Origin of the sequence: Clostridium manihotivorum, from assembly GCF_004015185.1 — a bacterium.
In the GTDB taxonomy this organism is placed as follows: domain Bacteria; phylum Bacillota; class Clostridia; order Clostridiales; family Clostridiaceae; genus Clostridium_AR; species Clostridium_AR manihotivorum.
Map to the genome: position 1 here is coordinate 2,415,213 of NZ_CP025746.1, position 21,462 is coordinate 2,436,674.

General features: G+C 35.1%; 15 protein-coding genes, 2 rRNA genes and 3 pseudogenes. 11 read left to right on the forward strand and 9 right to left on the reverse strand.

Annotation, left to right across the window (positions count from 1 at the left end):
* The first annotated feature begins 65 nt into the window (after positions 1 to 65).
* The 4 genes and pseudogenes from C1I91_RS10805 (at position 66) to C1I91_RS10825 (ending at position 8,037) form a co-directional block, all read left to right on the forward strand.
* Positions 66 to 2,971, forward strand: a 23S ribosomal RNA gene (locus C1I91_RS10805).
* Between the two features lie 55 nt (positions 2,972 to 3,026).
* Positions 3,027 to 3,144 (forward strand): 5S ribosomal RNA (gene rrf / locus C1I91_RS10810).
* A gap of 691 nt (positions 3,145 to 3,835) precedes the next feature.
* Positions 3,836 to 5,246: pseudogene (gene ltrA, locus C1I91_RS10820) on the forward strand (group II intron reverse transcriptase/maturase).
* Positions 5,247 to 5,946: 700 nt separating this feature from the next.
* Complete coding sequence (locus tag C1I91_RS10825; RefSeq protein WP_128212899.1) at positions 5,947 to 8,037, forward strand: sensor histidine kinase; 2,091 nt, start codon at positions 5,947 to 5,949, stop codon at positions 8,035 to 8,037.
* 23 nt (positions 8,038 to 8,060) lie between these two features.
* Here the strand turns inward: C1I91_RS10825 and C1I91_RS28115 are convergent, their stop codons facing one another.
* Positions 8,061 to 8,210 carry a hypothetical protein gene (locus C1I91_RS28115; RefSeq protein ID WP_164880498.1) on the reverse strand — a complete coding sequence of 50 codons (150 nt, stop codon included), beginning with the start codon at positions 8,208 to 8,210 and terminating at the stop codon, positions 8,061 to 8,063.
* Positions 8,211 to 8,345: 135 nt separating this feature from the next.
* Positions 8,346 to 8,849 (reverse strand): GNAT family N-acetyltransferase, encoded by a 504-nt coding sequence (locus C1I91_RS10830; protein ID WP_128212900.1) that lies wholly within the window; start codon positions 8,847 to 8,849, stop codon positions 8,346 to 8,348.
* Positions 8,850 to 9,697: 848 nt separating this feature from the next.
* Here C1I91_RS10830 and C1I91_RS10835 point away from each other — a divergent pair.
* The 5 genes and pseudogenes from C1I91_RS10835 to C1I91_RS10855 form a co-directional block, all read left to right on the forward strand.
* A pseudogene (locus C1I91_RS10835) lies at positions 9,698 to 10,651 on the forward strand (sulfide/dihydroorotate dehydrogenase-like FAD/NAD-binding protein); the annotation flags it as partial.
* Positions 10,648 to 11,925: an FAD-dependent oxidoreductase gene (locus C1I91_RS10840; RefSeq protein WP_128212902.1), complete on the forward strand. Its 1,278-nt coding sequence runs from the start codon at positions 10,648 to 10,650 to the stop codon at positions 11,923 to 11,925. The pseudogene C1I91_RS10835 and the gene C1I91_RS10840, both read left to right, overlap by 4 nt.
* A gap of 231 nt (positions 11,926 to 12,156) precedes the next feature.
* Positions 12,157 to 12,747, forward strand: coding sequence for a TetR/AcrR family transcriptional regulator (locus tag C1I91_RS10845; RefSeq protein WP_128212903.1), 591 nt, complete (start codon positions 12,157 to 12,159; stop codon positions 12,745 to 12,747).
* 193 nt (positions 12,748 to 12,940) lie between these two features.
* Positions 12,941 to 13,498, forward strand: a complete 558-nt coding sequence (locus tag C1I91_RS10850; protein ID WP_128212904.1) for a flavodoxin family protein — start codon at positions 12,941 to 12,943, stop codon at positions 13,496 to 13,498.
* Between the two features lie 3 nt (positions 13,499 to 13,501).
* Positions 13,502 to 14,092, forward strand: coding sequence for a CDP-alcohol phosphatidyltransferase family protein (locus tag C1I91_RS10855; RefSeq protein ID WP_128212905.1), 591 nt, complete (start codon positions 13,502 to 13,504; stop codon positions 14,090 to 14,092).
* A 207-nt stretch (positions 14,093 to 14,299) separates the two neighbouring features.
* Here the strand turns inward: C1I91_RS10855 and C1I91_RS29365 are convergent, their stop codons facing one another.
* From C1I91_RS29365 to C1I91_RS10875, 5 genes and pseudogenes are all read right to left on the reverse strand, one after another.
* The gene (locus C1I91_RS29365; RefSeq protein WP_275051653.1) at positions 14,300 to 14,914 is read right to left on the reverse strand and encodes a serine hydrolase domain-containing protein; all 615 of its coding nucleotides are present in this window, start codon (positions 14,912 to 14,914) and stop codon (positions 14,300 to 14,302) included.
* A gap of 11 nt (positions 14,915 to 14,925) precedes the next feature.
* The gene (locus tag C1I91_RS29370) at positions 14,926 to 15,312 is read right to left on the reverse strand and encodes a serine hydrolase domain-containing protein (protein ID WP_275051654.1); all 387 of its coding nucleotides are present in this window, start codon (positions 15,310 to 15,312) and stop codon (positions 14,926 to 14,928) included.
* A gap of 64 nt (positions 15,313 to 15,376) precedes the next feature.
* A complete protein-coding gene (locus tag C1I91_RS10865; protein ID WP_128212906.1) occupies positions 15,377 to 15,991 on the reverse strand; it encodes a hypothetical protein in 615 nt (204 codons plus the stop codon).
* A gap of 147 nt (positions 15,992 to 16,138) precedes the next feature.
* The gene (locus C1I91_RS10870) at positions 16,139 to 16,675 is read right to left on the reverse strand and encodes a GNAT family N-acetyltransferase (RefSeq protein WP_128212907.1); all 537 of its coding nucleotides are present in this window, start codon (positions 16,673 to 16,675) and stop codon (positions 16,139 to 16,141) included.
* A 262-nt stretch (positions 16,676 to 16,937) separates the two neighbouring features.
* A pseudogene (locus C1I91_RS10875) lies at positions 16,938 to 17,117 on the reverse strand (IS1/IS1595 family N-terminal zinc-binding domain-containing protein); the annotation flags it as partial.
* A 440-nt stretch (positions 17,118 to 17,557) separates the two neighbouring features.
* Here C1I91_RS10875 and C1I91_RS10880 point away from each other — a divergent pair.
* Together C1I91_RS10880 and C1I91_RS10885 are read left to right on the forward strand one after the other, a co-directional pair.
* The gene (locus C1I91_RS10880; protein ID WP_128212909.1) at positions 17,558 to 18,061 is read left to right on the forward strand and encodes a DUF6323 family protein; all 504 of its coding nucleotides are present in this window, start codon (positions 17,558 to 17,560) and stop codon (positions 18,059 to 18,061) included.
* Positions 18,061 to 19,419, forward strand: coding sequence for a DUF6179 domain-containing protein (locus C1I91_RS10885; RefSeq protein ID WP_128212910.1), 1,359 nt, complete (start codon positions 18,061 to 18,063; stop codon positions 19,417 to 19,419). The genes C1I91_RS10880 and C1I91_RS10885 overlap by 1 nt, the downstream gene beginning before the upstream one ends.
* 353 nt (positions 19,420 to 19,772) lie before the next feature.
* Here C1I91_RS10885 and C1I91_RS10890 read toward each other — a convergent pair whose 3' ends face one another.
* Together C1I91_RS10890 and C1I91_RS10895 are read right to left on the reverse strand one after the other, a co-directional pair.
* Positions 19,773 to 20,396, reverse strand: a complete 624-nt coding sequence (locus C1I91_RS10890; RefSeq protein WP_128212911.1) for a class I SAM-dependent methyltransferase — start codon at positions 20,394 to 20,396, stop codon at positions 19,773 to 19,775.
* Between the two features lie 231 nt (positions 20,397 to 20,627).
* Positions 20,628 to 21,188 carry a histidine phosphatase family protein gene (locus tag C1I91_RS10895; protein ID WP_164880499.1) on the reverse strand — a complete coding sequence of 187 codons (561 nt, stop codon included), beginning with the start codon at positions 21,186 to 21,188 and terminating at the stop codon, positions 20,628 to 20,630.
* Positions 21,189 to 21,462 lie beyond the last annotated feature (274 nt).

A 21,462-nucleotide genomic window follows, 5' to 3' on the forward strand; every position in this document is an offset into this window, starting at 1 on the left:
AAACAAGTGAGCAGCGCAGTGACCGAGCTGACGCAGTAATGCGCCGGTTATAATAATACGACATAGGTTAAGTTAGAAAGGGCGCATGGTGAATGCCTTGGCATCAAGAGCCGAAGAAGGACGTGACAAGCTGCGATAAGCTTTGGGTAGGCGCAAATAGCCTGTGATCCAAAGATCTCCGAATGAGGAAACTCACGTAGGTAACCCTACGTATCTTATAGTGAATACATAGCTATAAGAGGGTAAACCTAGGGAACTGAAACATCTAAGTACCTAGAGGAAGAGAAAGAAAAATCGATTCCGTCAGTAGCGGCGAGCGAAATCGGAAGAGCCCAAACCAAAGATTTATCTTTGGGGTTGCGGACAGAACATAAATGTGGTGGCTATTGTAATTGAAGATATCTGGAAAGATACACCGTAGAAGGTAATAGTCCTGTAAGTGAAACAAGAAGACCATAGTTCTGCTCCAGAGTACCACGAGACACGTGAAACCTTGTGGGAAGCAGGGAGGACCACCTCCCAAGGCTAAATACTACTTGATGACCGATAGTGAAGAAGTACCGTGAGGGAAAGGTGAAAAGAACCCCGGGAGGGAGTGAAATAGAACCTGAAACCGTGTGCCTACAACCGATCAGAGCACCATATGTGTGTGATGATGTGCTTTTTGTAGAACGAGCCAACGAGTTACGGTATGTAGCGAGGTTAAGTACTTAAGGTACGGAGCCGAAGGGAAACCGAGTCTGAATAGGGCGAATAGTTGCATGCCGTAGACCCGAAACCGGGTGACCTATCCATGGCCAGGTTGAAGCGAAGGTAAAACTTCGTGGAGGACCGAACCACGTTGGTGTTGAAAAACCATGGGATGAGCTGTGGATAGCGGAGAAATTCCAATCGAACTCGGAGATAGCTGGTTCTCCCCGAAATAGCTTTAGGGCTAGCGTCGGATATGACTAATGGAGGTAGAGCACTGAATGGGCTAGGGGCATATCGCTTACTGAACCTTATCAAACTCCGAATGCCATATAGTATTAGTCCGGCAGTCAGACTGCGAATGATAAGATCCGTAGTCAAAAGGGAAACAGCCCAGATCGTCAGCTAAGGTCCCAAAGTATAAGTTAAGTGGAAAAGGATGTGGGATTTCTAAGACAACTAGGATGTTGGCTTAGAAGCAGCCACTCATTAAAAGAGTGCGTAATAGCTCACTAGTCGAGAGATCCTGCGCCGAAGATGTTCGGGGCTCAAACTTATCACCGAAGCTACGGCTAGTAGATTTAATCTACTGGGGTAGGGGAGCGTCGTAATCGGGCTGAAGTCGTACCGTAAGGAGCGGTGGACTGATTACGAGTGAGTATGTTGGCATTAGTAGCGAGAACTAGGTGAGAATCCTAGTGGCCGAAAACCTAAGGTTTCCTCAGGAAGGCTCGTCCGCTGAGGGTTAGTCGGGACCTAAGCCGAGGCCGAAAGGCGTAGGTGATGGACAATCGGTTGATATTCCGATACCACTGCAAATCGTTATTACCGATGGAGTGACGCAGGAAGATAGAGTGTGCTAGCTATTGGATGCTAGTCTAAGCACTTAGACATGCAAGTAGGCAAATCCGCTTGCTAAGTTAAGGTGTGATGGGGAAGGCCCTTGAGGCTGAAGTACTTGATTCTACGCTGCCAAGAAAAGCTTCTAGGGAGAAATGTAGTGCCCGTACCGCAAACCGACACACAGGTAGGTGAGGAGAGAATCCTAAGGCCGGCGGAAGAATTACAGTTAAGGAACTCGGCAAATTGACCCCGTAACTTCGGGAGAAGGGGTGCCTACGAGAGTAGGTCGCAGAGAATAGGCCCAAGCAACTGTTTAGCAAAAACACAGGTCTCTGCTAAAGCGAAAGCTGATGTATAGGGGCTGACGCCTGCCCGGTGCTGGAAGGTTAAGGGGAATCGTTAGCGGTAACGCGAAGCGGTGAACTTAAGCCCCAGTAAACGGCGGCCGTAACTATAACGGTCCTAAGGTAGCGAAATTCCTTGTCAGGTAAGTTCTGACCCGCACGAATGGCGTAATGACTTGGGCACTGTCTCAACTGTAAATCCGGCGAAGTTGTAGTGCAAGTGAAGATGCTTGCTACCCGCGATTGGACGGAAAGACCCCGTAGAGCTTTACTGTAGCTTAGCATTGAGTTTCGGTATTGTCTGTACAGGATAGGTGGGAGACTGGGAAACATCCTCGTTAGGGGATGTGGAGTCGACCTTGGGATACCACCCTGACAGTACTGGGATTCTAACCGGGCACCATGAAGCTGGTGACGGGACATTGTTAGGTGGGCAGTTTGACTGGGGCGGTCGCCTCCAAAAAAGTAACGGAGGCGCCCAAAGGTTCCCTCAGAACGGTCGGAAATCGTTCGTAGAGTGCAAAGGCAGAAGGGAGCCTGACTGCGACACTTACAAGTGGAGCAGGGACGAAAGTCGGGCTTAGTGATCCGGTGGTACCTCGTGGGAGGGCCATCGCTCAACGGATAAAAGCTACCTCGGGGATAACAGGCTGATCTCCCCCAAGAGTCCACATCGACGGGGAGGTTTGGCACCTCGATGTCGGCTCGTCGCATCCTGGGGCTGAAGTAGGTCCCAAGGGTTGGGCTGTTCGCCCATTAAAGCGGCACGCGAGCTGGGTTCAGAACGTCGTGAGACAGTTCGGTCCCTATCCGTCGCGGGCGTAGGAAATTTGAGAGGAGCTGTCCTTAGTACGAGAGGACCGGGATGGACTGACCTCTGGTTCACCAGTTGTTCCGCCAGGAGCATAGCTGGGTAGCTACGTCGGGAAGGGATAAACGCTGAAGGCATCTAAGCGTGAAGCCCACCTCAAGATTAGATTTCCCATAGCGTAAGCTAGTAAGATCCCTTGAAGAACACGAGGTTGATAGGTCGGAGGTGTAAGCATGGTAACATGTTCAGCTGACCGATACTAATAGATCGAGGGCTTAACCAAAATAAATATTACAAAGTAAACTTAAGTGCAATTTTGAAAGAATAATCTTTCAATATCTAGTGATGATGCGTTCATGGGTTACACCCGTACCCATACCGAACACGAAGGTTAAGACATGAACGGCTGATGGTACTGCATGGGCGACTGTGTGGGAGAGTAAGTGGTCGCTAGGTGAATAAAATACCTTGATGGTATAAAAAAGACTTCACATTTTGTGAAGTCTTTTTTACGTTTAAAACGGCACACGGAGATGGAGTTTCTGTCCCAAAATACCAATCATATCTTTAAAACTTATATAAGGCATTTAGATGAAATCCGGAGGGTTTATCAATGTGGTAAAGGAAACAAAACATATTCCTACTCCAGATTTTTCTCATATGTAATCTGAAATGCAGATGCGCAAAAAAAGCTTGTTGAAGTCCACTTCAGCGAGCTTTTTTATTGTGTGCCCAGCATGGGCAACAACTTGGCGGTGAAAGTCCGCTGTGGGCTTGATAGTGGGAACCACTAGCTAAGGGCAAGGGTGTCCATCGTGAGGTGGAATCTGAAGGAAGCTTAAGGCAAAGTCTCGGTCTGAGGGATACGAACTACATACAAGGCTTACTAGGAACGGACGAGTTTGCAATACAAAACGAAGTCCTACACTATCCCAATTCCTAGGAGTAAATGTAGCAGATATATGAGATGAAGGTTGTTGTTCTTACCTGGGGAGGTCTGATAGATACATCGCTAACAAAGATGAATTTCTAAGCGGTAACCTACATAGCGATATGTAACTGAACTATCAGAAGTCAGCAGAAGTCATAGTAACTCCGCTAATCGCGATAGCGGATGAAGGACTGAACTTTAAGGAGGTTTTCAAGTTTGAAAGTTTCGCAGAATACTCAAAGATTGCAGAAAACTAAATATTTAGGCTCTAGTGCCCAAGATAGAGTGGAACTCGAAGATAAGCAAAGAGTGCATAGAGAATTCTCGGCAACTCCAAAGGAGAAAATCAGTGGATTTGAATATGGCTCACTAGAAAGGATATTATCCAAGGATAATATGAACTTGGCTCTTAAAAGAGTAATTTCTAATAAAGGTAGCCACGGCGTGGACGGAATGACAGTTTATGAACTTAAACAATTTTTGAAAACAAACTGGATATCTATTAGAGAAAGTATTCTTAATGGTGAGTATAGACCAATGCCAGTTAGAAGAGTAGAAATTCCAAAACCTAATGGTGGAACTAGGCTCTTAGGTATACCTACAGTTTTGGATAGACTTATCCAACAAGCTATTGCTCAAGAATTAAATAGTATTTATGATAGAAGATTCTCTGAAAGTAGCTTTGGCTTCCCGCCCTCAAAGAGGAGCTAAAGATGCAATTAAGAAAGCAGAACAGTATATCAATGATGGCTATAGGTGGGTTGTTGATATGGACTTAGAGAAATTCTTTGATAAGGTTAACCATGATATCTTAATGCATAAATTATCAAGAAGCATTAAGGATAAGAGAGTATTATCCCTAATAAGGAAATATCTTCAGTCAGGAATAATGATAAATGGTGTAGTGGTCAGAAATGAAGAAGGAACTCCACAAGGAGGACCGTTGAGTCCACTATTATCTAACATAATGCTAGATGAACTAGATAAAGAGTTAGAAATGAGAGGTCATAAATTTTGTCGCTACGCGGACGACTGTAATATCTATGTTAAAAGTGAGAGAGCTGGGAAAAGAGTAATGGCAAATATAACAAATTTCATTGAAGGCAAACTCAAATTGAAGGTGAACAGAGATAAAAGTGCAGTAGATAGACCTTGGAAGAGAAAGTTTCTAGGATTCACGCTAAACCTAATGTTTGGTAAAGCATACTCATCTATATCAAAGCAATCGTTAAAGAGATACAAAGATAAAATCAGAGAAGTCCTATCTAGATCAAAACCGATAACTTTGGAACAAAGAATAGAAAAATTGAACCAAATTAATATTGGTTGGATTAACTATTATGGAATAGCCAAATGCAAAGGAATAGTGGAGCATTTAGATATTTGGATAAGGAAAAGATTAAGAATGTGTATATGGAAACAGTGGAAGAAAGTTAGAACTAGATATAAAAACCTTAAGAAGCTGGGACTTGAACACTACCAAGCTATAAAGTTTGCCAATACCCGCAAAGGATACTGGCGAGTAGCAAATAGTGCAATATTAAACACAACTCTTACAAATAAATTCTTCTCGGACTTAGGCTTAAAAAGCCTAACGCGTCAATATATTAAAATTCATTCAACTTAAAGAACCGCCGTGTACCAGACCGGTATGCACGGTGGTGTGAGAGGACGCTGAATAAAATAATTATTCAGCTCCTACTCGATTTTAAAAATATATGTAGAAAGAAATAAGATAATAATATTGAAAAGTAGAAGGTTATTAATGCTAGTATGTATTACAAATTTATTACAGTAAATATAGCGCTTGCACACAATAAGTTGCTATAATATGGTTAATCAAGAAAATATAACTTGATGAAATTTCTATAGGGAGGAGAGGTTGATTAAGTGAAAAATTTAAAAGAATGGGGGGATAATTAAAATGTATTATTTAAAGCTACAGACAGAAATGCGAATCGTTGGCTTAAAGATACCTTTAGATTTATATCTATACTTTTACACTATTTGACATCTAATGTGCTGGCAATATATGCTAAGGTAAATTTGACAATAAACTTATTATAGTTCAGATTGATAAAATAATCCTTAAGTAATATTATAAAAATATTTTTTTAGACAAGCCATCGATTTTGATGTGGCTTGTTTTTTATTTTTATGAAATATACTTCACAGAATAATTATGTTTTAGAGTAGTAAGAGTATTAGTTTATGTTTATTGAACTATAAAACCACTTATAGTTATAAGAGGAATCAAAAGGTGTTTAGTACTCGAATGTAGAAAGATAAAAATTAAAAGAACAAAATTTATAAGTGTAGGTGATAAAATGATAAAAAAAGCAAAAGAGATTGTTAGTAATTTTGAAGATTTTAATATGAGGAACGAGATTATAAAATGTTTACTATTAATATTTTTAAGCACAGTAGTTTCTGTAAAAATGGTAAAGATAGATTATTTATTTTTTCATAGCATAGTTATGCTTATAGGGATAGTTGTATGTTTCGCTATATATCTATTTGCCAATAATACTCATAGAATGGTAAGAAACGATTTCTTTATGGTTTTAGGAATAGGATCTCTTGTAGTTGGGGTAGTAGATATGCTTCACACTGTTTCATATTTTAATGTAGGCTTATTTGGATTAGAACCTAATAATTTAGCTGCAAGTCTTTGGATTATTGGCAGGTATATTGGGGGTATAACAGTTCTTCTTTCCAGTATAGTCTTGTATCTAGATAAAAAAGAATTGAATATAAGAGCAATAAAGCTCTTATATTTAATTCTCTTCATTTCTATTATTTTAAGTGTTTACATTTTTAGAAACTTTCCGGTTAACTATGTTGAAGGAGTGGGTAATACAACTTTTAATAATATAAGTAGGGTAATCATAATTTTAATATTCTTTGCAAGTCTAACAATCTTTAAGAAAAGTCTAAATAAATTAAACATAGGCTTAGTTTTTTATATGGAGCTATCAATAGTTCTTAATATTTTAAATGAGCTACTTTTCATATTTTTTAACCATAACCATTCCATTGAAAATACCAGTGCCTTTGTACTTAGGACTATAGCATTTTACTTGAGATATAAGGCCATAGTTCAGATTGGACTGAGGGAACCTTTTGATAATATTAGCGGAGCACTAGTGGATGTGACTGATAAATTGGATAAACAAGATGAGTTAAGAATTATGTTTGAAAAAGCATTACTCAATAGTGAAGAGTGTTATAAAATTTTAATCGAGGACTCTAGTGATGTTATATTTATTTACTCCAATAAGAGGCAGGTATTCTCTAATGAAACTGCTGCAAGAATGTTCGGTTTTTCAAGTGTTGAGGAAATGATCAAGACTGATGTCTTTAAAACTATTGATAAGGAAGATTTGACTGTTTGTAGAGCTTTGATAAGAGACGTAATTAATAATAAACGAAATACTTCTGTTAAAAATACAATGTTTTTTACCTTAGATGGAAAACGTATCTTTGTCAAGATTAAGTGTACCAGGATACTATATCAGGGAGCTCCTTCTGTTTTAATAGTAATGAAGGATTTGACTGATAAAAAGAAGGTAGAAAAGCTATCAGTAGATATAGAGGAGAAAGGCAAACAACTTGAAGATACAGTAACCTTGAATAAACTTATAACAGAGCACTTTGCTAACGTTTCTCATGAACTTCGTACCCCATTAAATGTAATATTAGGAGCAATACAAATACTAGGATTCTACAAAACAGAAAATACCATAGTGAATTCTATAGAAAAAATTCAGAATTATCATAAGACTATAAAACAGAATTGCTACAGGCTCTTAAGGTTGGTTAATAATCTCATTGATTTATCCAAGATTGATTCTGGTTTCTTTGAATTAAATAGGCATAATGGAAATATAGTTGAGATTGTTGAGGATATAACTATGTCTGTAGTGAGCTATTGTGAAAGTAAAAATATAAATATAGTTTTTGATACAGACATAGAGGAAAAGTTTATGGCTTTTGATCATGATAAATTAGAGAGGATAATATTAAATTTGCTATCTAATGCTATTAAGTTCACAGGACCAGGAGATATGATATTTGTATATGTTGGAGATTTGGAAGATAGAATAAATATAATCGTTAAGGATACTGGTATTGGAATAGAGGAAGATAAGCTAAATCTTATATTTGAAAGATATAGACAAGCTGATGGAGGTTTAAATAAAGCCCAAGGAACTGGAATAGGATTATCCTTGGTTAAAGCACTAATAGAGCTTCACGGAGGTACTATAGCTGTTAAGAGTAAAGTAGGGGAAGGAACAGAATTCTCAATAGTTTTACCTGTAGAGGTTATAGAAGAGGACAATAATGTGGTTAGAGAGATGAATTCACAAACTAATGTAGAAAGAATCAGTATAGAGTTTTCAGATATATACTCCTAATTTAATATTTTAGGTGGCAAGTCTTAGTGATTGCCATCTATTTTTATTATAAATACAGATGATATACTCCTTGCGTTGACAGGTTGTTCTTCAGCAGCTAGTACAAAATTCAAATCATCTTCTCTGGTAGTCCTTAAAATTATTAAGTCAGATTCTTTTCTTATTTCTTTCATGTTTTTAATCACCTCTAAAGAGTTCTTGTATCGAAAGTTAACTTAGACTTTCAACTATGAAGTCTATAGTTTATTTATCCAGAAAAATAGTTAAGGATATATCATTTTTATATGAAATTGATGAGTTCTGCTTTACTAAAAATCAAGTAGGTAAGTATACTTTTCTTCATCTGAACCGATGAGGCTGAAGTTGCAATTAGTCAATACTTTTATAGAACCAATATTCGTTTTTAAAACTTTTTTTGCAGTTATACCTTTAAAAGTTTTAAAAGTATAAGTATGGTCTATTAGTGTTTTTAGAGCCTCTGTCATAAAACCTTTCTTTCTATAATTAGGAGAAATGCTATAGCCAACCTCTATATAGCTGTCTTCATTAGACAAGCCTTTAAAACCAATAAACCCAATACCTTTCTCACTAGCTTTATCAATGATGAGCCAGTAAGTATACCACTGATGCACTTTGTCACTAACATGTTTCATCTTTTCTATTTTCTTAGAGATGGCTGATTGGATAGAATCAGACAAGGCTTCTGCTTCTATAAATATTTTCAAGGAACCTAATTCATTATTATGTAAATATAACAGTTCATTAAAGGATAATGGTCTTAAGAATAAGTTCTCTGATTGCAATGTTGTCATAACTTTGAACCTCCGTAATGTAAGTATTATAAAGTTAGGGTTTTAATCTTTTAGAAATGAATAGTAATCTGTTTTGGTAATTATTTCATTATGCCATACAATGATTTAATTATCAAATTTAGTGTTAATTTCCTATGGTTTTTAGACTATGATGCTATTGGAATAAAATTATATAATTATTTTATGATTAAGCTAACAGATATTTTTCATACTATTATGGTTCTGTGAAAGAATATGAAAATGAAAAATCTACTACAGAGTGGTATATAGCTTTGAGAGGGGGGATATATAAGGTTTCTACTCTATATGGGAATGTATTAAAAAAATGTTGTTAGGTATTTGGGAGTGCCGTATGGACTTAAAATTCTACTTTGAGGTGGTGCACTAATATTTAGGAGAGGGTTATATGTAGGGTTTGACTCTATATATTAATGTATTAAAAAAATGTTGTTAAGTGTTTTGGGAGTATTGGATAGAGGACAAAGTTATGGACTATGTATTGTTAAATAATTAATTTAGTATACAAAAGAGTCACAATGTAAGTATGCAGAAAGAAGTTTTCACTGAAAAGTTACATTTTATAATGAAGTTATTATTCACCAACATTTTTTAAATACATACCTATAGGCATTCATTTATATTATCTATATACCCCTAGGAAGGATTTAGTATAGAATGTCTCCTAATAATCCAAAATTATTTTTAGAGCTCTGGTAAAGCTAAGGGCTTTTTAGGAAAAATAAAAATCTATATGGCTATTAAAGAGTTTATATATCTTAAACCTGATCTATATTTGTTAAAAAATGTATTGCTATAAAAAATACGTTTAGAAAGGCTGCTTTTTAAGAACAGAAGCATGCCCTTGTCATTTAGCAGAAGCTGGGGAATGCATACTTTGCTCGCAGCTCCATGGGAAGTGTTTTTGTGATTGCCTGAGTTGGAAAGGTGTTTGTATATATCAAGAGTTTAATAATAATGGGAATGTGGCTAAAAAGGGTAGAGAGACTTTTAGATGTAAGGTAAAGGAAGTAGCTCACCTTGAAGGAGATATATTACTTATAAGGTTCATTGCCCCACACAAGCTTGCCTTAGATTTAGTCCATCCTGGTAGTTATGTATTTATACGAACTGATGAAAACTTCTATTTCGATGTGCCAATATCTATTATGGAATCCGATATAGAAACCGACTTAGTGTCATTGATGATTGAAATAAGGGGAATTAAAACAAAGAAGTTATTAGATATAAAGATAGATGATGAGATGGTTATTAGAGGGCCTTACTGGAATGGAGTATTTGGGCTTAAATCAATAAATGAATTAAAGGATAGCAAAGCCTTGGTTATTGCTAGAGGAATAGGTATGGCTCCAGCAATTCCTGTTATTAGGAAGCTGTCAAACAACAAGAATGCTTTAAAGATAATAATGGATAAGTCTCCCTATAAAGAAGTATATGTAGATGAATACCTTGCTCAATATACTGATGGCTATGAAGAGATTAATACCATTGACAAGGGTAAGCTTTCTGATGAAATAAAGAAGACAATAGAGGAAGAAATAAAGAATGGAGTAAAGCTTATTCATGTAGCTGGGGCAGATATATTGAGCTATAAGGTTATCGAGTTCTTAGACAGCATTAATCAGAGAGAGGTTAAGGTGTCCTGCTGCAACAATGCAAAAATGTGCTGTGGGGAAGGGGTTTGTGGTAGTTGTACTGCAAGGTTCCAGGGACACAGGGTAAAGAGACTATGCAAAGTGCAGACAGATCCAAGGAATATTTTTGAGGGGAGAAGATTTATATGAAGATAGTTGTAATAGGTGGAGGCTGGGCTGGGTGCGCAGCAGCAATTGCAGCTAAGAAAGCTGGAGCAGAAGTACACATTTTTGAAAAAACTGATCTTTTGCTTGGATTAGGAAACGTAGGCGGGATAATGAGGAACAACGGAAGGTATACCGCTTCAGAGGAACTAATCGCACTGGGAGCAGGAGATCTTATTAATGTAACAGATAAGGTAAGCAGGCATAGGGATATTGATTTCCCGGGACATAAACATGCAAGCTTATATGATGTAAATAAAATAGAAGGTGAAGTTTCTAGATATATAAAGGATATGGGGATAAATGTCCATACTGTTGCTAGAGTTACGGATATAAGTATGGAGGGCAAGAAGATAACTGGCATATACCTGGCAGATGGTGACTATGTGGAGGGCGATGTATTTATTGAGGCTACTGGCTCTACAGGACCAATGGGCAACTGCTTAAGGTATGGTAATGGATGCTCTATGTGTATATTGAGATGTCCTGCTTTTGGACCAAGGATTAGTATAAGTGAGAGAGCAGGGGTTAGGGATATACAGGGTGAGAGAAATGGCGATGAGCTTGGAGCTTTTAGCGGATCCTGCAAACTAGCTAAGGAAAGCTTATCTGATGAAATCGTAGAACAATTGGATGAGACAGGAGTTGTTATTCTTCAGATACCAAAGGAAGATGTAAACTATGGAAAGCTGGAGACAAAGGTATGTCAGCAGTATGCTTTAAAGGAGTTTGCGGAAAATATCATCCTTCTGGATACTGGCCACGCCAAGCTTATGACCACCTATTACCCTTTAGAAAAGCTTAGAAAAATAAAGGGACTAGAGAGTGCAAAATACGTGGATCCATATGCAGGAAGTAAGGGAAACTCTATAAGATATTTGTCAGTTGCACCAAGAACTGATGAAATGAAGGTAACAGGAGTGGATAATCTATTCTGTGCTGGAGAAAAAGCAGGCTTGTTTGTAGGACATACAGAGGCAATATGTACTGGAACCTTAGCAGGTCACAATGCAGTAAGGTATGGTCTAGGAATGCCAGCTTTGATACTTCCAAGGGCTACAGCTATTGGCGATATGATAGCTTATGCAAATGAGAGATCTGAAACTAGAGAGGGAAGAAAGGCAAGATTCACCTTTGCTGGCTCAGAGTATTTTAAGAGAATGGATGCTTTAGGCTTGTATACTATAGATAAGAGTGAAATAGCTAGAAGAATAGAAAAGCTTAATTTGAGCGGAATATTTGAAATGAAGCTTGTGTAGGATATTAAAGGGCTTGGCCGGTGGCTGGGCTCTTTTTTCATTGGTTTATAATCAAGGATTTATTAAAAGTACTGTGTGAAAATAAGGGGGCAGTCATTCAAAGCCTGGTTACAAAATCTCATATAATTCCTGTATCCTATAGGTTGTTATGAATACTATTGACATAAAAGTATATTATTGTTATTATATTACCAGTGGTAATTACCGCTGGTAATGAAGGGAGCAACTCAGATGGTTATTAATAAAAAACAGGTGAATAAAGAAATTATTATAGAAACGGCTTTAAGGCTAATTGATGAGAAGCAAGGGATAAAAGAGGTAACCTTACGAGATATTGCTAAGGAAATTGGTTGTGCTCATACGAACTTATACAATTATTTTGGAAGTTTAGATGAAATATTTTGGGAGTCTTTAAGCAAACTGCTTAGTTTGATGATGGATTATTCAAACTCAGGGGACAGTGAGCAGCAGCAGGGGGAGAACAAAATATATTTAACTATATCGAAAGTGATAGACTTTTTTATGGAACATCCAGGCTGGTATAGGTTTATGTGGTTTGATTCTTTAGGAGGGAGACCTTCTCCGGAAGTGGCTATAAGTATACACAGACCTGGGGAGGGTTTTGTAACTCTTGTTAAGATTGCTAATAGTGAAATTGATGATGATAAGGCTAAGCAGGTGGCCAATATATTGCACAGCTATTTTCACGGGGAGTTCTGCAAATGGATTAATAACAGAGGACTAGTAGACAGTGATAGAGAAGGAACGAAAGCTATGATATTAACTAATGTAAAGACTTTGTATAAGTTGTTAATCCAGTAATCATGGTGTAACTTTAGCATATTTTGATTCTAAGGATTGAAGGGGGACATCTAAATTCAACTATTAAGTCATGCATGCCTAAAGTTCATAGATGCATGATTTTTGAACATGCGTAACTTAAGTTTTCGTAATGGTACCCTATAGGAACCCTTTAATCTATATAGTATAAAATTTTATTAATGAGAGGTGTAGTATGGTCAATATATTAAAAATCATAGGAAAAGTGTTTTTTGGTTTTGTTGGTATATGTGTTATAGCAGTTGTATTTTGCTCGTGGTACACAAGGTCAAATACAAAGGACTATGGAGATAACAGAAGGGTATTAAATATTACAAACGGAAATAGTAAGGAGGCGCTAATTGTATATCAACCTTCTAGGGGAGGAAAGACAGATAAAGTAGCTGAGAACCTGGCTAAGGGAATCCATGATGCTGGCTATGAGGTCACTTTAGACAATCCAGGAAAGCATCTCAAAACAGATCTCTCCGAATATTCCATTGTAGTCTTTGGTTCTCCAGTGTATATGGGGCAAATCTCACCGGTTTTAACTCAGTACATGAATTCAGTAAAAAGCTTAACAAATGCTAAAATACTTTTATTTGCCACTGGTGGACAATTGAATAATGGGGAATTAGATACCTTGGAACAACAATTAGGTAGTGTGAAAGCTACGGAAAAAATAGGCTTTAAGAGTGGGAAGGCAGATGAGACTTTAGCTTATAAAACAGGAAAAAGCTTTGCTGGGAAATAGATTATGGCAATGTTAAAATGGCTTCCTAATATTTTAACATCATTACGAATTGTATTGACAGTGGTATGGATATATCTTATAAGGCTGGTAGAAGTAAATGAAGCTCATAAAACACTTATAAATGCAGCGGTGATTTTATTTATAATAATATGTTTAACAGATTTAATAGATGGGAAAGTCGCTAGAAAAACGAAAGCTTCATCTCGGTTTGGCAGCTACTTCGATGTTACTGCGGATTTGATTTTCATAAGCTCTTCGAATATTGTGCTGAGCCTATATGGTTTAGTCCCAAGGTGGTTTATACTAGTTATCATATTTAAGTTTTCAGAGTTTTTGATAACCTCTAAGCTTATTAAAAAGTATGACGATCTTAAAAGCTCCTTCTTTGTATTTGATCATCTTGGAAGAGTAGCAGCGGTAAACTTTTTTTTAATACCAGGAGCATTTATGCTTGGCTATGAAGGGCTAGACCTTAGGTATGGATATATATTGCTTTATATAACCTTAATGCTGGTTATAATATCAGCTTTCTCAAGGATATGGAGATGCCATAAGGTTTGGAATAAAATGAGGACAAGAGAGAAGTTTGTATAGGTTTTAAAAAAGTAAAGAAGTAAAGAAACATAGAAGTTTATGAAAATAGGTAGTATTTTAGGCAACTGCTTCCGTTTTTAGGTGCAAAACAAAGTATATCATTGATAATAACAAATAAACAGTATTAATATTCACGGATATTAATACTGTTTTTATTTCGATATTGAAGAAAGATGTGCAGTAACTACCTATATATAAGAATCTCTTTTAGAATATCTTCTTTAAAGCACCTAACTTTTTACCATAAATTAATGAAGCAATCTCTCTACTTATATATGTACCACCAGCCCCTTTCATTGATAAGAATTGGTAGCTTACTATATCATTGCTTAATACAACAATGGTAATATCATCATCAATATATTTCTCAAAATGAGAAGTATAACCACTTGGAAGTGATCCACCATGGCATATACTTTTACAATCGAAATTGTTTTTTACAAGCAATCCATACCCATACTTTACATATTTACCGTCGTAGTGAGGCTTTTGCATTTCCTTTACTGTTTGGGGTTTCAATAGTTTGCCATCCTTAATTGCTCTATCAAGCAAATAAAAATCACCAACAGTTGATACAATATCACCAGCAGCAAAACACAGTGATGGGTCAATATAGAACCCTTTTTTACCATTAATATAGCCATTGGCTACATTTTTTTGTTCTTCCTGAATAAAACCTGAATTATTCATTTTAGCAGGAATAAATATATGATTTTTAACATATTGGTGATAATTCATTCCAGAAATCTTTTCGATTATCAAGCCAAGAATAAGATAATTAGTATTACCGTAGGACCATTTTTCGCCAGCAGGGAATTTCAATTTATAACCTTTTACAATTTGTAGTATTTCTTGGGGGGATGACGTTGTCCCCATTTTATTTGATTTTTTAGAGTCAAGTGATTAGGTATCCCAGAAGTATGAGTTAGAAGATGATGAATTGTAATTCCATGACCATTGTAGAAGTCTGGAATATAATCTTCAACATTCTGTTGTGTTGAAAGGAAACCTTTTTCTGATAACTGCATAATACATAATGCAGTTATCGACTTCGTCATAGAGCCAATCATGAATTTTGTTTCAGGTGTATTTTTTATTCCTTTTTCCTTATTTGAATATCCATAGGATTCATTAAATATAATTTCGTTATTTTTTGATAACAATACACTTCCACTAAATTTTTTTTGCATTTTAAAGTATTCATTTAAGTTAATATTCATAATTGATATCCCCAAATAACTTGGACATATTTCATATAATCACTATTAAGCAGTAAGTTTAAACTCATAATTTGTTGAACTCTTCTTCTATGCAGCTAATAACTTCTGAATAGTGCCTTATACCGTTAGAACTGTCAGCGGAAAGTGCTTCTGATACAACAGGAAAGCTATCAATAAATTGAAGATTGTCTGATTCAATTATTCCAAAGTTATTTAAGCACTTGATTAATGGCTCTTTTTTTGTTGTCCATATTCTCATGTATTTAAAGCTTGAAATATATATTTCATTCAGTGTGCTGTTGTCGTAGTAGGCTATACCAAATTCTAGATAGCCGTCATTTGTTAGTTCAAATTTGTATTCTTCGAAAATATTTATAATAGCTTGTTTTTCAGCAAAATTGCTTAGTAGAGGTTCTTCATCCTTAAAGCCTAAAATTCCGTAAGCAATATGATCTATCAAGTTATTTGCTAAATGGGAAAATACATCCCAGATTTTATCCACATCGAGATTTACTTCTGCAAAGTAAGTGAAATTTTGGTCTGAAACCTTAGCTATTTTAAAACCTTCAGTTATATTTGCGGTATCTCTAGCAGTGTTAATTGATTTAACATCATATTCATTAGGATATTCATCATTAGTAGGAATTCTAATTCCTAAAGGTAATTTATACAAAGACATAGAAAACCCCTTTCAAAAATGCAATTTATATTTATAGTTTACGCTATTTTATAAGATATGGAATTTAATATGCAATTTTTTAAGGGAACTTTTTAAAAGTTCCCTTAATGCACATTTTAAGAATATTAAGTTTACTGTAGATTATGTTTATTTTGAACGTACAAAATAGTGATCTCCTTCATAGGCATTGTCTTCATAAAAGTCAATTTTTAATAATGTATTCCGCCTTTCAACAGCTTGAGGGATTGCTTTAGTTGCAATGATATCAACCTCAAACAAATCAAAAAAGTTCTCGTTACAAACACTAAATATTTGGGTTAAGTAATGTGCCTTTTCGTATTCAGAAGAAACATCAACTCGGAGTATTCCAGTTTTAACTTTATATTTACCAACATAACCAAACATTTCTACTGTTCCAATAGCTTTAGATAGTGATTTATCTATAATTGCAAAGCGTATAAATTCTTGTTGAGAATATGCGTAAAGCCAAGCTTTAATACATTGTAACATATCCTCATTTTTGTAAATACAAAAATCACCTGTACACTTATCAGAGTTAAAAATTTTTTGTGCCTTACTATCAGAATAACATTTAAGTAGACCTTCGGAATCTTCTTCTGAAACCAGTCTTAAAATAAAACTTTCTGTTTCAAAAGTGGGGCATGTCTCATATGGGTTCTTCATAAAAATCCTCCTCATCATCATGTATATTATATAAACTTTCTTAGCTTCACATTTCTTACCATTGTGCCAGAAAAATCTATAATTCTCTAATTATTTTATTATATAACATGTAGAGGTATAATTTCAAATATTTTACATACATTATGCATAGATTTCTTCTCTAATCCTAAAATCCTTTAATTTTGTGTCAGGATGAGAGGTATGGGATTGAACAAATAAATTATGGTATCTTTCTTAATATTATGCTTTGGGGGGAGTGTAAGTCGGTAAAAGTCTTTCGATAGAACTTGCAGATATATCTTTGTTTCTCTTTATATTTCCCATTTCTTAATACTTCATCATGACCATAATGAGGGCAGACTTTCCCACTTGAAAATCTGTTTTTCTTAACTTCATTTGTAACCTCTGTAGCAAATGAGCCTAACACAAACACTTCTTTCAACGCTATTCTTTAATAGAGCAAAAGGTTAATGCTTTAAGATTTGAAGCTTTAGTGATATTGGTTAATGGTACCTTGAGTACATACCAATATAGGGGGGGAATAAAGTAAAAAAGGGTATAAAAAATCACTAAAGTGATTTTCTTTAGTGATTTTTTTGCGCATCTGCCTTTTCTGAACGTATGTGAAGAAATTCTGGCAGGCGACATAAATTCTTTTTTATTCTTTCTATGATCAATGTACATTTAATCTATATACAGCATAATTATATACAGTTTTATCTAAAATATAAGTTTTTAAACAATAAAAAATATCATTGACGTTTAACAAGCGCAATGATAGAATTATTCATATTGAATGACTTAGTTTATATATAATTTAAATATAACACATTTTCAAACAGAAGTCAATAGGTATTCTAAAAAAAGTTAGGAGGTTAATTCGTGGAAAATAATCTAATGTTTATCAAAAGCTCAAGTTTAATGAAAAAGACTTTGTTGGAAATTCAGAAGATTAACGAAGAAACTTTAGAGTATGGCTTAAAGCTTACTGAAGAAGATATAAGAGCTATCGTGGACACAAGGAATAGTTCATTGAACAGCAATGGAAGAATAGAGTTTGGTGGAGGTGTAATCACAAAAATAATTGAGGCCTTTTGTGATTCGCCGTATATTCACCAGCAAAATTATGTGGAAAGCATAGATGAGCTTATAGAAATCTTTTATTACTTTAAGAATGAAACCTTAGACGAGATAAGTGATGATGACCTTATTTCATTTATGAAGGATTGTTTTGATAATAAGTGTCAGGGAGATTTTGATTTATTGAGGTACAGATACTTATATCAATTGACTCACAATGTAAAGTACGGTTCCAATGATTATTTAAAAGATGATATGGAGGAGCTATCTGACAGTTACTTTGATGAGGAAGGATATGATGAATAGTGGAAAACTTTATTATTAATCAAGAGGAGTCGTTACTAGGTTTAGTAAGCAAGGAGCATTATTTTCAGTCTATGCTTCAGCTTCTTTATTCCAATAAGCTTCTCAGCACAAAACAGCTGGAGAAGGTTCAGTTTCAACTTATAGAACTGCTTGAGGAAACTGTTTCTTATTATACAAGATATGAGAGCTCCTCTGTTAGAGTAGAAGTGGCTGAGCAGATTATGTTGTCCATTTGTTTTACCATAGGACTTTATTTGAAACAGCAGAGCACCATGAAGGATAATATAGCTTTAATTAAAAATGCAGGGGTAAAGCAGCTTTTCAAAGAAGGAGAGAAGATCTTAAGGGACAAGGTAGAGCTATGTAAGAGTTTATTAAATAATATATATGAAACTAGATTAAACACTGAGACTTATGCATATACAGACACTATAGACTACGGAATTCCTCTGTTTTTTAAAGAATACGACACTAGATTTGCAAGCCACGACATGCCAGGATCTATAGATTATCAGTTGGCTATTGATGTTCGAAACTTGACTGGAGTGGAATGCTTAGAAGAGTATTTAAATAGGTTGAGGGTTGAAAATAAATTCTGTGCCTTTTTTAACGGTGAGGATATTGAAGCTTTGCTAAAAGGCTTTAAAAAGGATTATATTCATATGCTTATTAATATTTTTCAGCTTGTACTGACTAATAGCTTAGGCTGTGTTCTTGTAGGAAAAGCTGCGGTACTTCTGGATTTAAATGAAGGGGATAGGGTATATATAAGCAGTAGAATGGAAGGTTTATCTAGTGAACAAATTGAAAAATTAATATTTTCTGCTGGAGCTAAACTCTGCGATGAACTATCCATAATAGATGAGGAGCTTATTAAGTATATAAGAGAAGTTTCTAAGGAAATAATTATACAGCTAGAAAATGCTTTAGAAATTGATAAGCTGGAAAAAGTATTTATTACTCTAAAGCGCTCAGAAGACAATATTTTTAAATATGAGGATGGAGAAGTCCTAACCAATAGTGAGTTTAGAAAAATTACTGAGGAGATAAGAGCCTGCAAAAATCCAGAGGAAAAGATAACAATAATAAGAGAAGGGCTTCATAGCTTAAAGGACCTAATAGATACTCTAGGTGCTGACTGCATATTTGAAGACGAGTTTATTGAAATCTTTAAGTCTTTAAATGAATTTGAAATGGCACTTCTAATCAAATCCACCTCCACCAGCAAAGCCTTTGACAATGAGTATGGATCAGAAAGTGAAAAAGAATGGCAAAGAAAGCTTAAGGAATACCTTGAAGCACTTGACGCTTCTAGGAAGGCTGAAATATTTAGGATAGCTGAGGGGCTTGAGGTGTAGGTAATTGCAGGGATATTTAATTGAAAAGCCATAGTTTATTTGATCACACTAAGATAGTTGAAAAGCCATAGTTTATTTGATCATACTAAGATAGAGATGTGGTGTTTTCAACGGGTTGGAATGGTTGAGTTTGAGTTAGATGGGCTGAAAAAGTCTCACTGAAGAAGGCAGCTTCAGTGAGACTTTTTATTTATCTATATTCTAATATAATGTTGCAATCTATCTAAGAAATTATATTGAAAATTTCCATCCTATAATAACAAATATAGGAGCATTGACAGCTTAATATATATACTACTTTAATATTTAAAATAATAATAAAATCCTAGATAAACTTAAAAGCTTTGTTAGTCTTATTTTTGACACTTTATCATCAAAAATTTAAATGGAGGCTTATTTTCTGCATTCTTATGAGGCTCAATTATTTCTGAAATTTCCATCAGTCCATATTTACCGAATTCTTCTTCTATAGATTCAGCGTCATAGAAAAACATTTTTAGTCCATCCATTATCTCAAAATAGTCTTTATCTAGTTGTTTACCTTTTCCGAACATTGGAGCATCCTTTGAAATAGTAGTAAAAATCATATATCCCTCTGGCTTCAACTGATTATAGCAAGCCTCAATAAATTTACTTCGCTCAGCCTTACTTAACAGGTGAAGGAGTGCATAGCAAAATATGCCATCATAAACTTTGTCATCGAAGGGCATATCATTTACTGAGCCATGATAAATATTAATATTAAGATCGCTTTGTCTGGCTAAGTCAATTGCCGTTTTTGAAATCTCAATTCCAGTTACATCTATTCCATTATCAAGAAAAATCTTTGCATTTCTGCCGTAGCCAATGCCAGGTATCAATATGTCCTTAACGTTATGTTCAAGGAAAAAATCCTTTGCTAATATTGCTGAGTCTGCAGGTTCAAAGCCCCACATCCTTTGATTTTCTATAAAGCTCGCTTCCCAAAATTCTGCCATAGCTTGATCTCCTTAGTGCTTTTTCTATAGTTTATCTATTTAGCGTTTTTTATATAGGTATAATTTTATTATAGAATTTAGTTTTGTTAAAGTACCGTACTTGAATGCTAGTTATATTATGCTTTGATAAGTTTGCTTAAAAATTAATGGGCGAATAAATTTCACCCGTTAAGATTGTATATAATAAGAAAGTGAAGTAGCTATTCTTCAGGTTATGCCTATTAGTTACTTTTAATAGGCTTGAAAGGCTGTACATATAAATGATTCATCAAAGTCAATCTCAGATATCCCGCAAAAAGGTATATTGGGTTCAAAAGAAAATCGTCGTATAACAATGCCATGGGTTACTACAATGATTTTTTTATAATTGCTGTACTTTAAAAGTGCCTTTTTAGCTCGGATAAAGACATCTTCTAGGTTCTCAAACTTTATCTCGCTATCGTTTGGACAAATCCCCTTATTTTCAATGCATAACCTATTTGCTTTTGAAGCTTGTTCTTTAGATGAATATTGAAAAGACAGGTCTGGCATCCATTCATGTAAATCAAGTTCTATTTTTATGTCCAATTGTCTGTTTTTTGATATAATTGCTGCTGTTTGTAAAGCTCGTGTATATGGAGAAGAAACAATTATATCTGCATTATCTAATCTACTGTCCAACGAAGCATTTTCAGCAATTCGAATACCATTTTCGGTAAGTTGGGCTAAATCTATCCCATGCCCTATGTATTTTTTTTCTTCAACCAATGAGTAATCAGGTTCGCTATGTCGCATAAAGACTATCTTTTGCAAAATATATCAACCTCCGAAATTATATATTTTCTAAATACTTTGTTCTGATATAATCACTATTTCGTAAAAAAATGCAACTGCATATCGAGCTATGGATAATTATAACATATCAACCATATTAAATATATTAGCCATATGATGTGTGCATCTAAATAAATATAGGCTATCTTTATTTAAAACTTGAAACTTTTGTATAGGAAGTGATTAAAAAAGGCTTCAAGGGTAAGCATATTGGGTTTCGCTACTATATGGGAATGTATTAAAAAAATGTGGG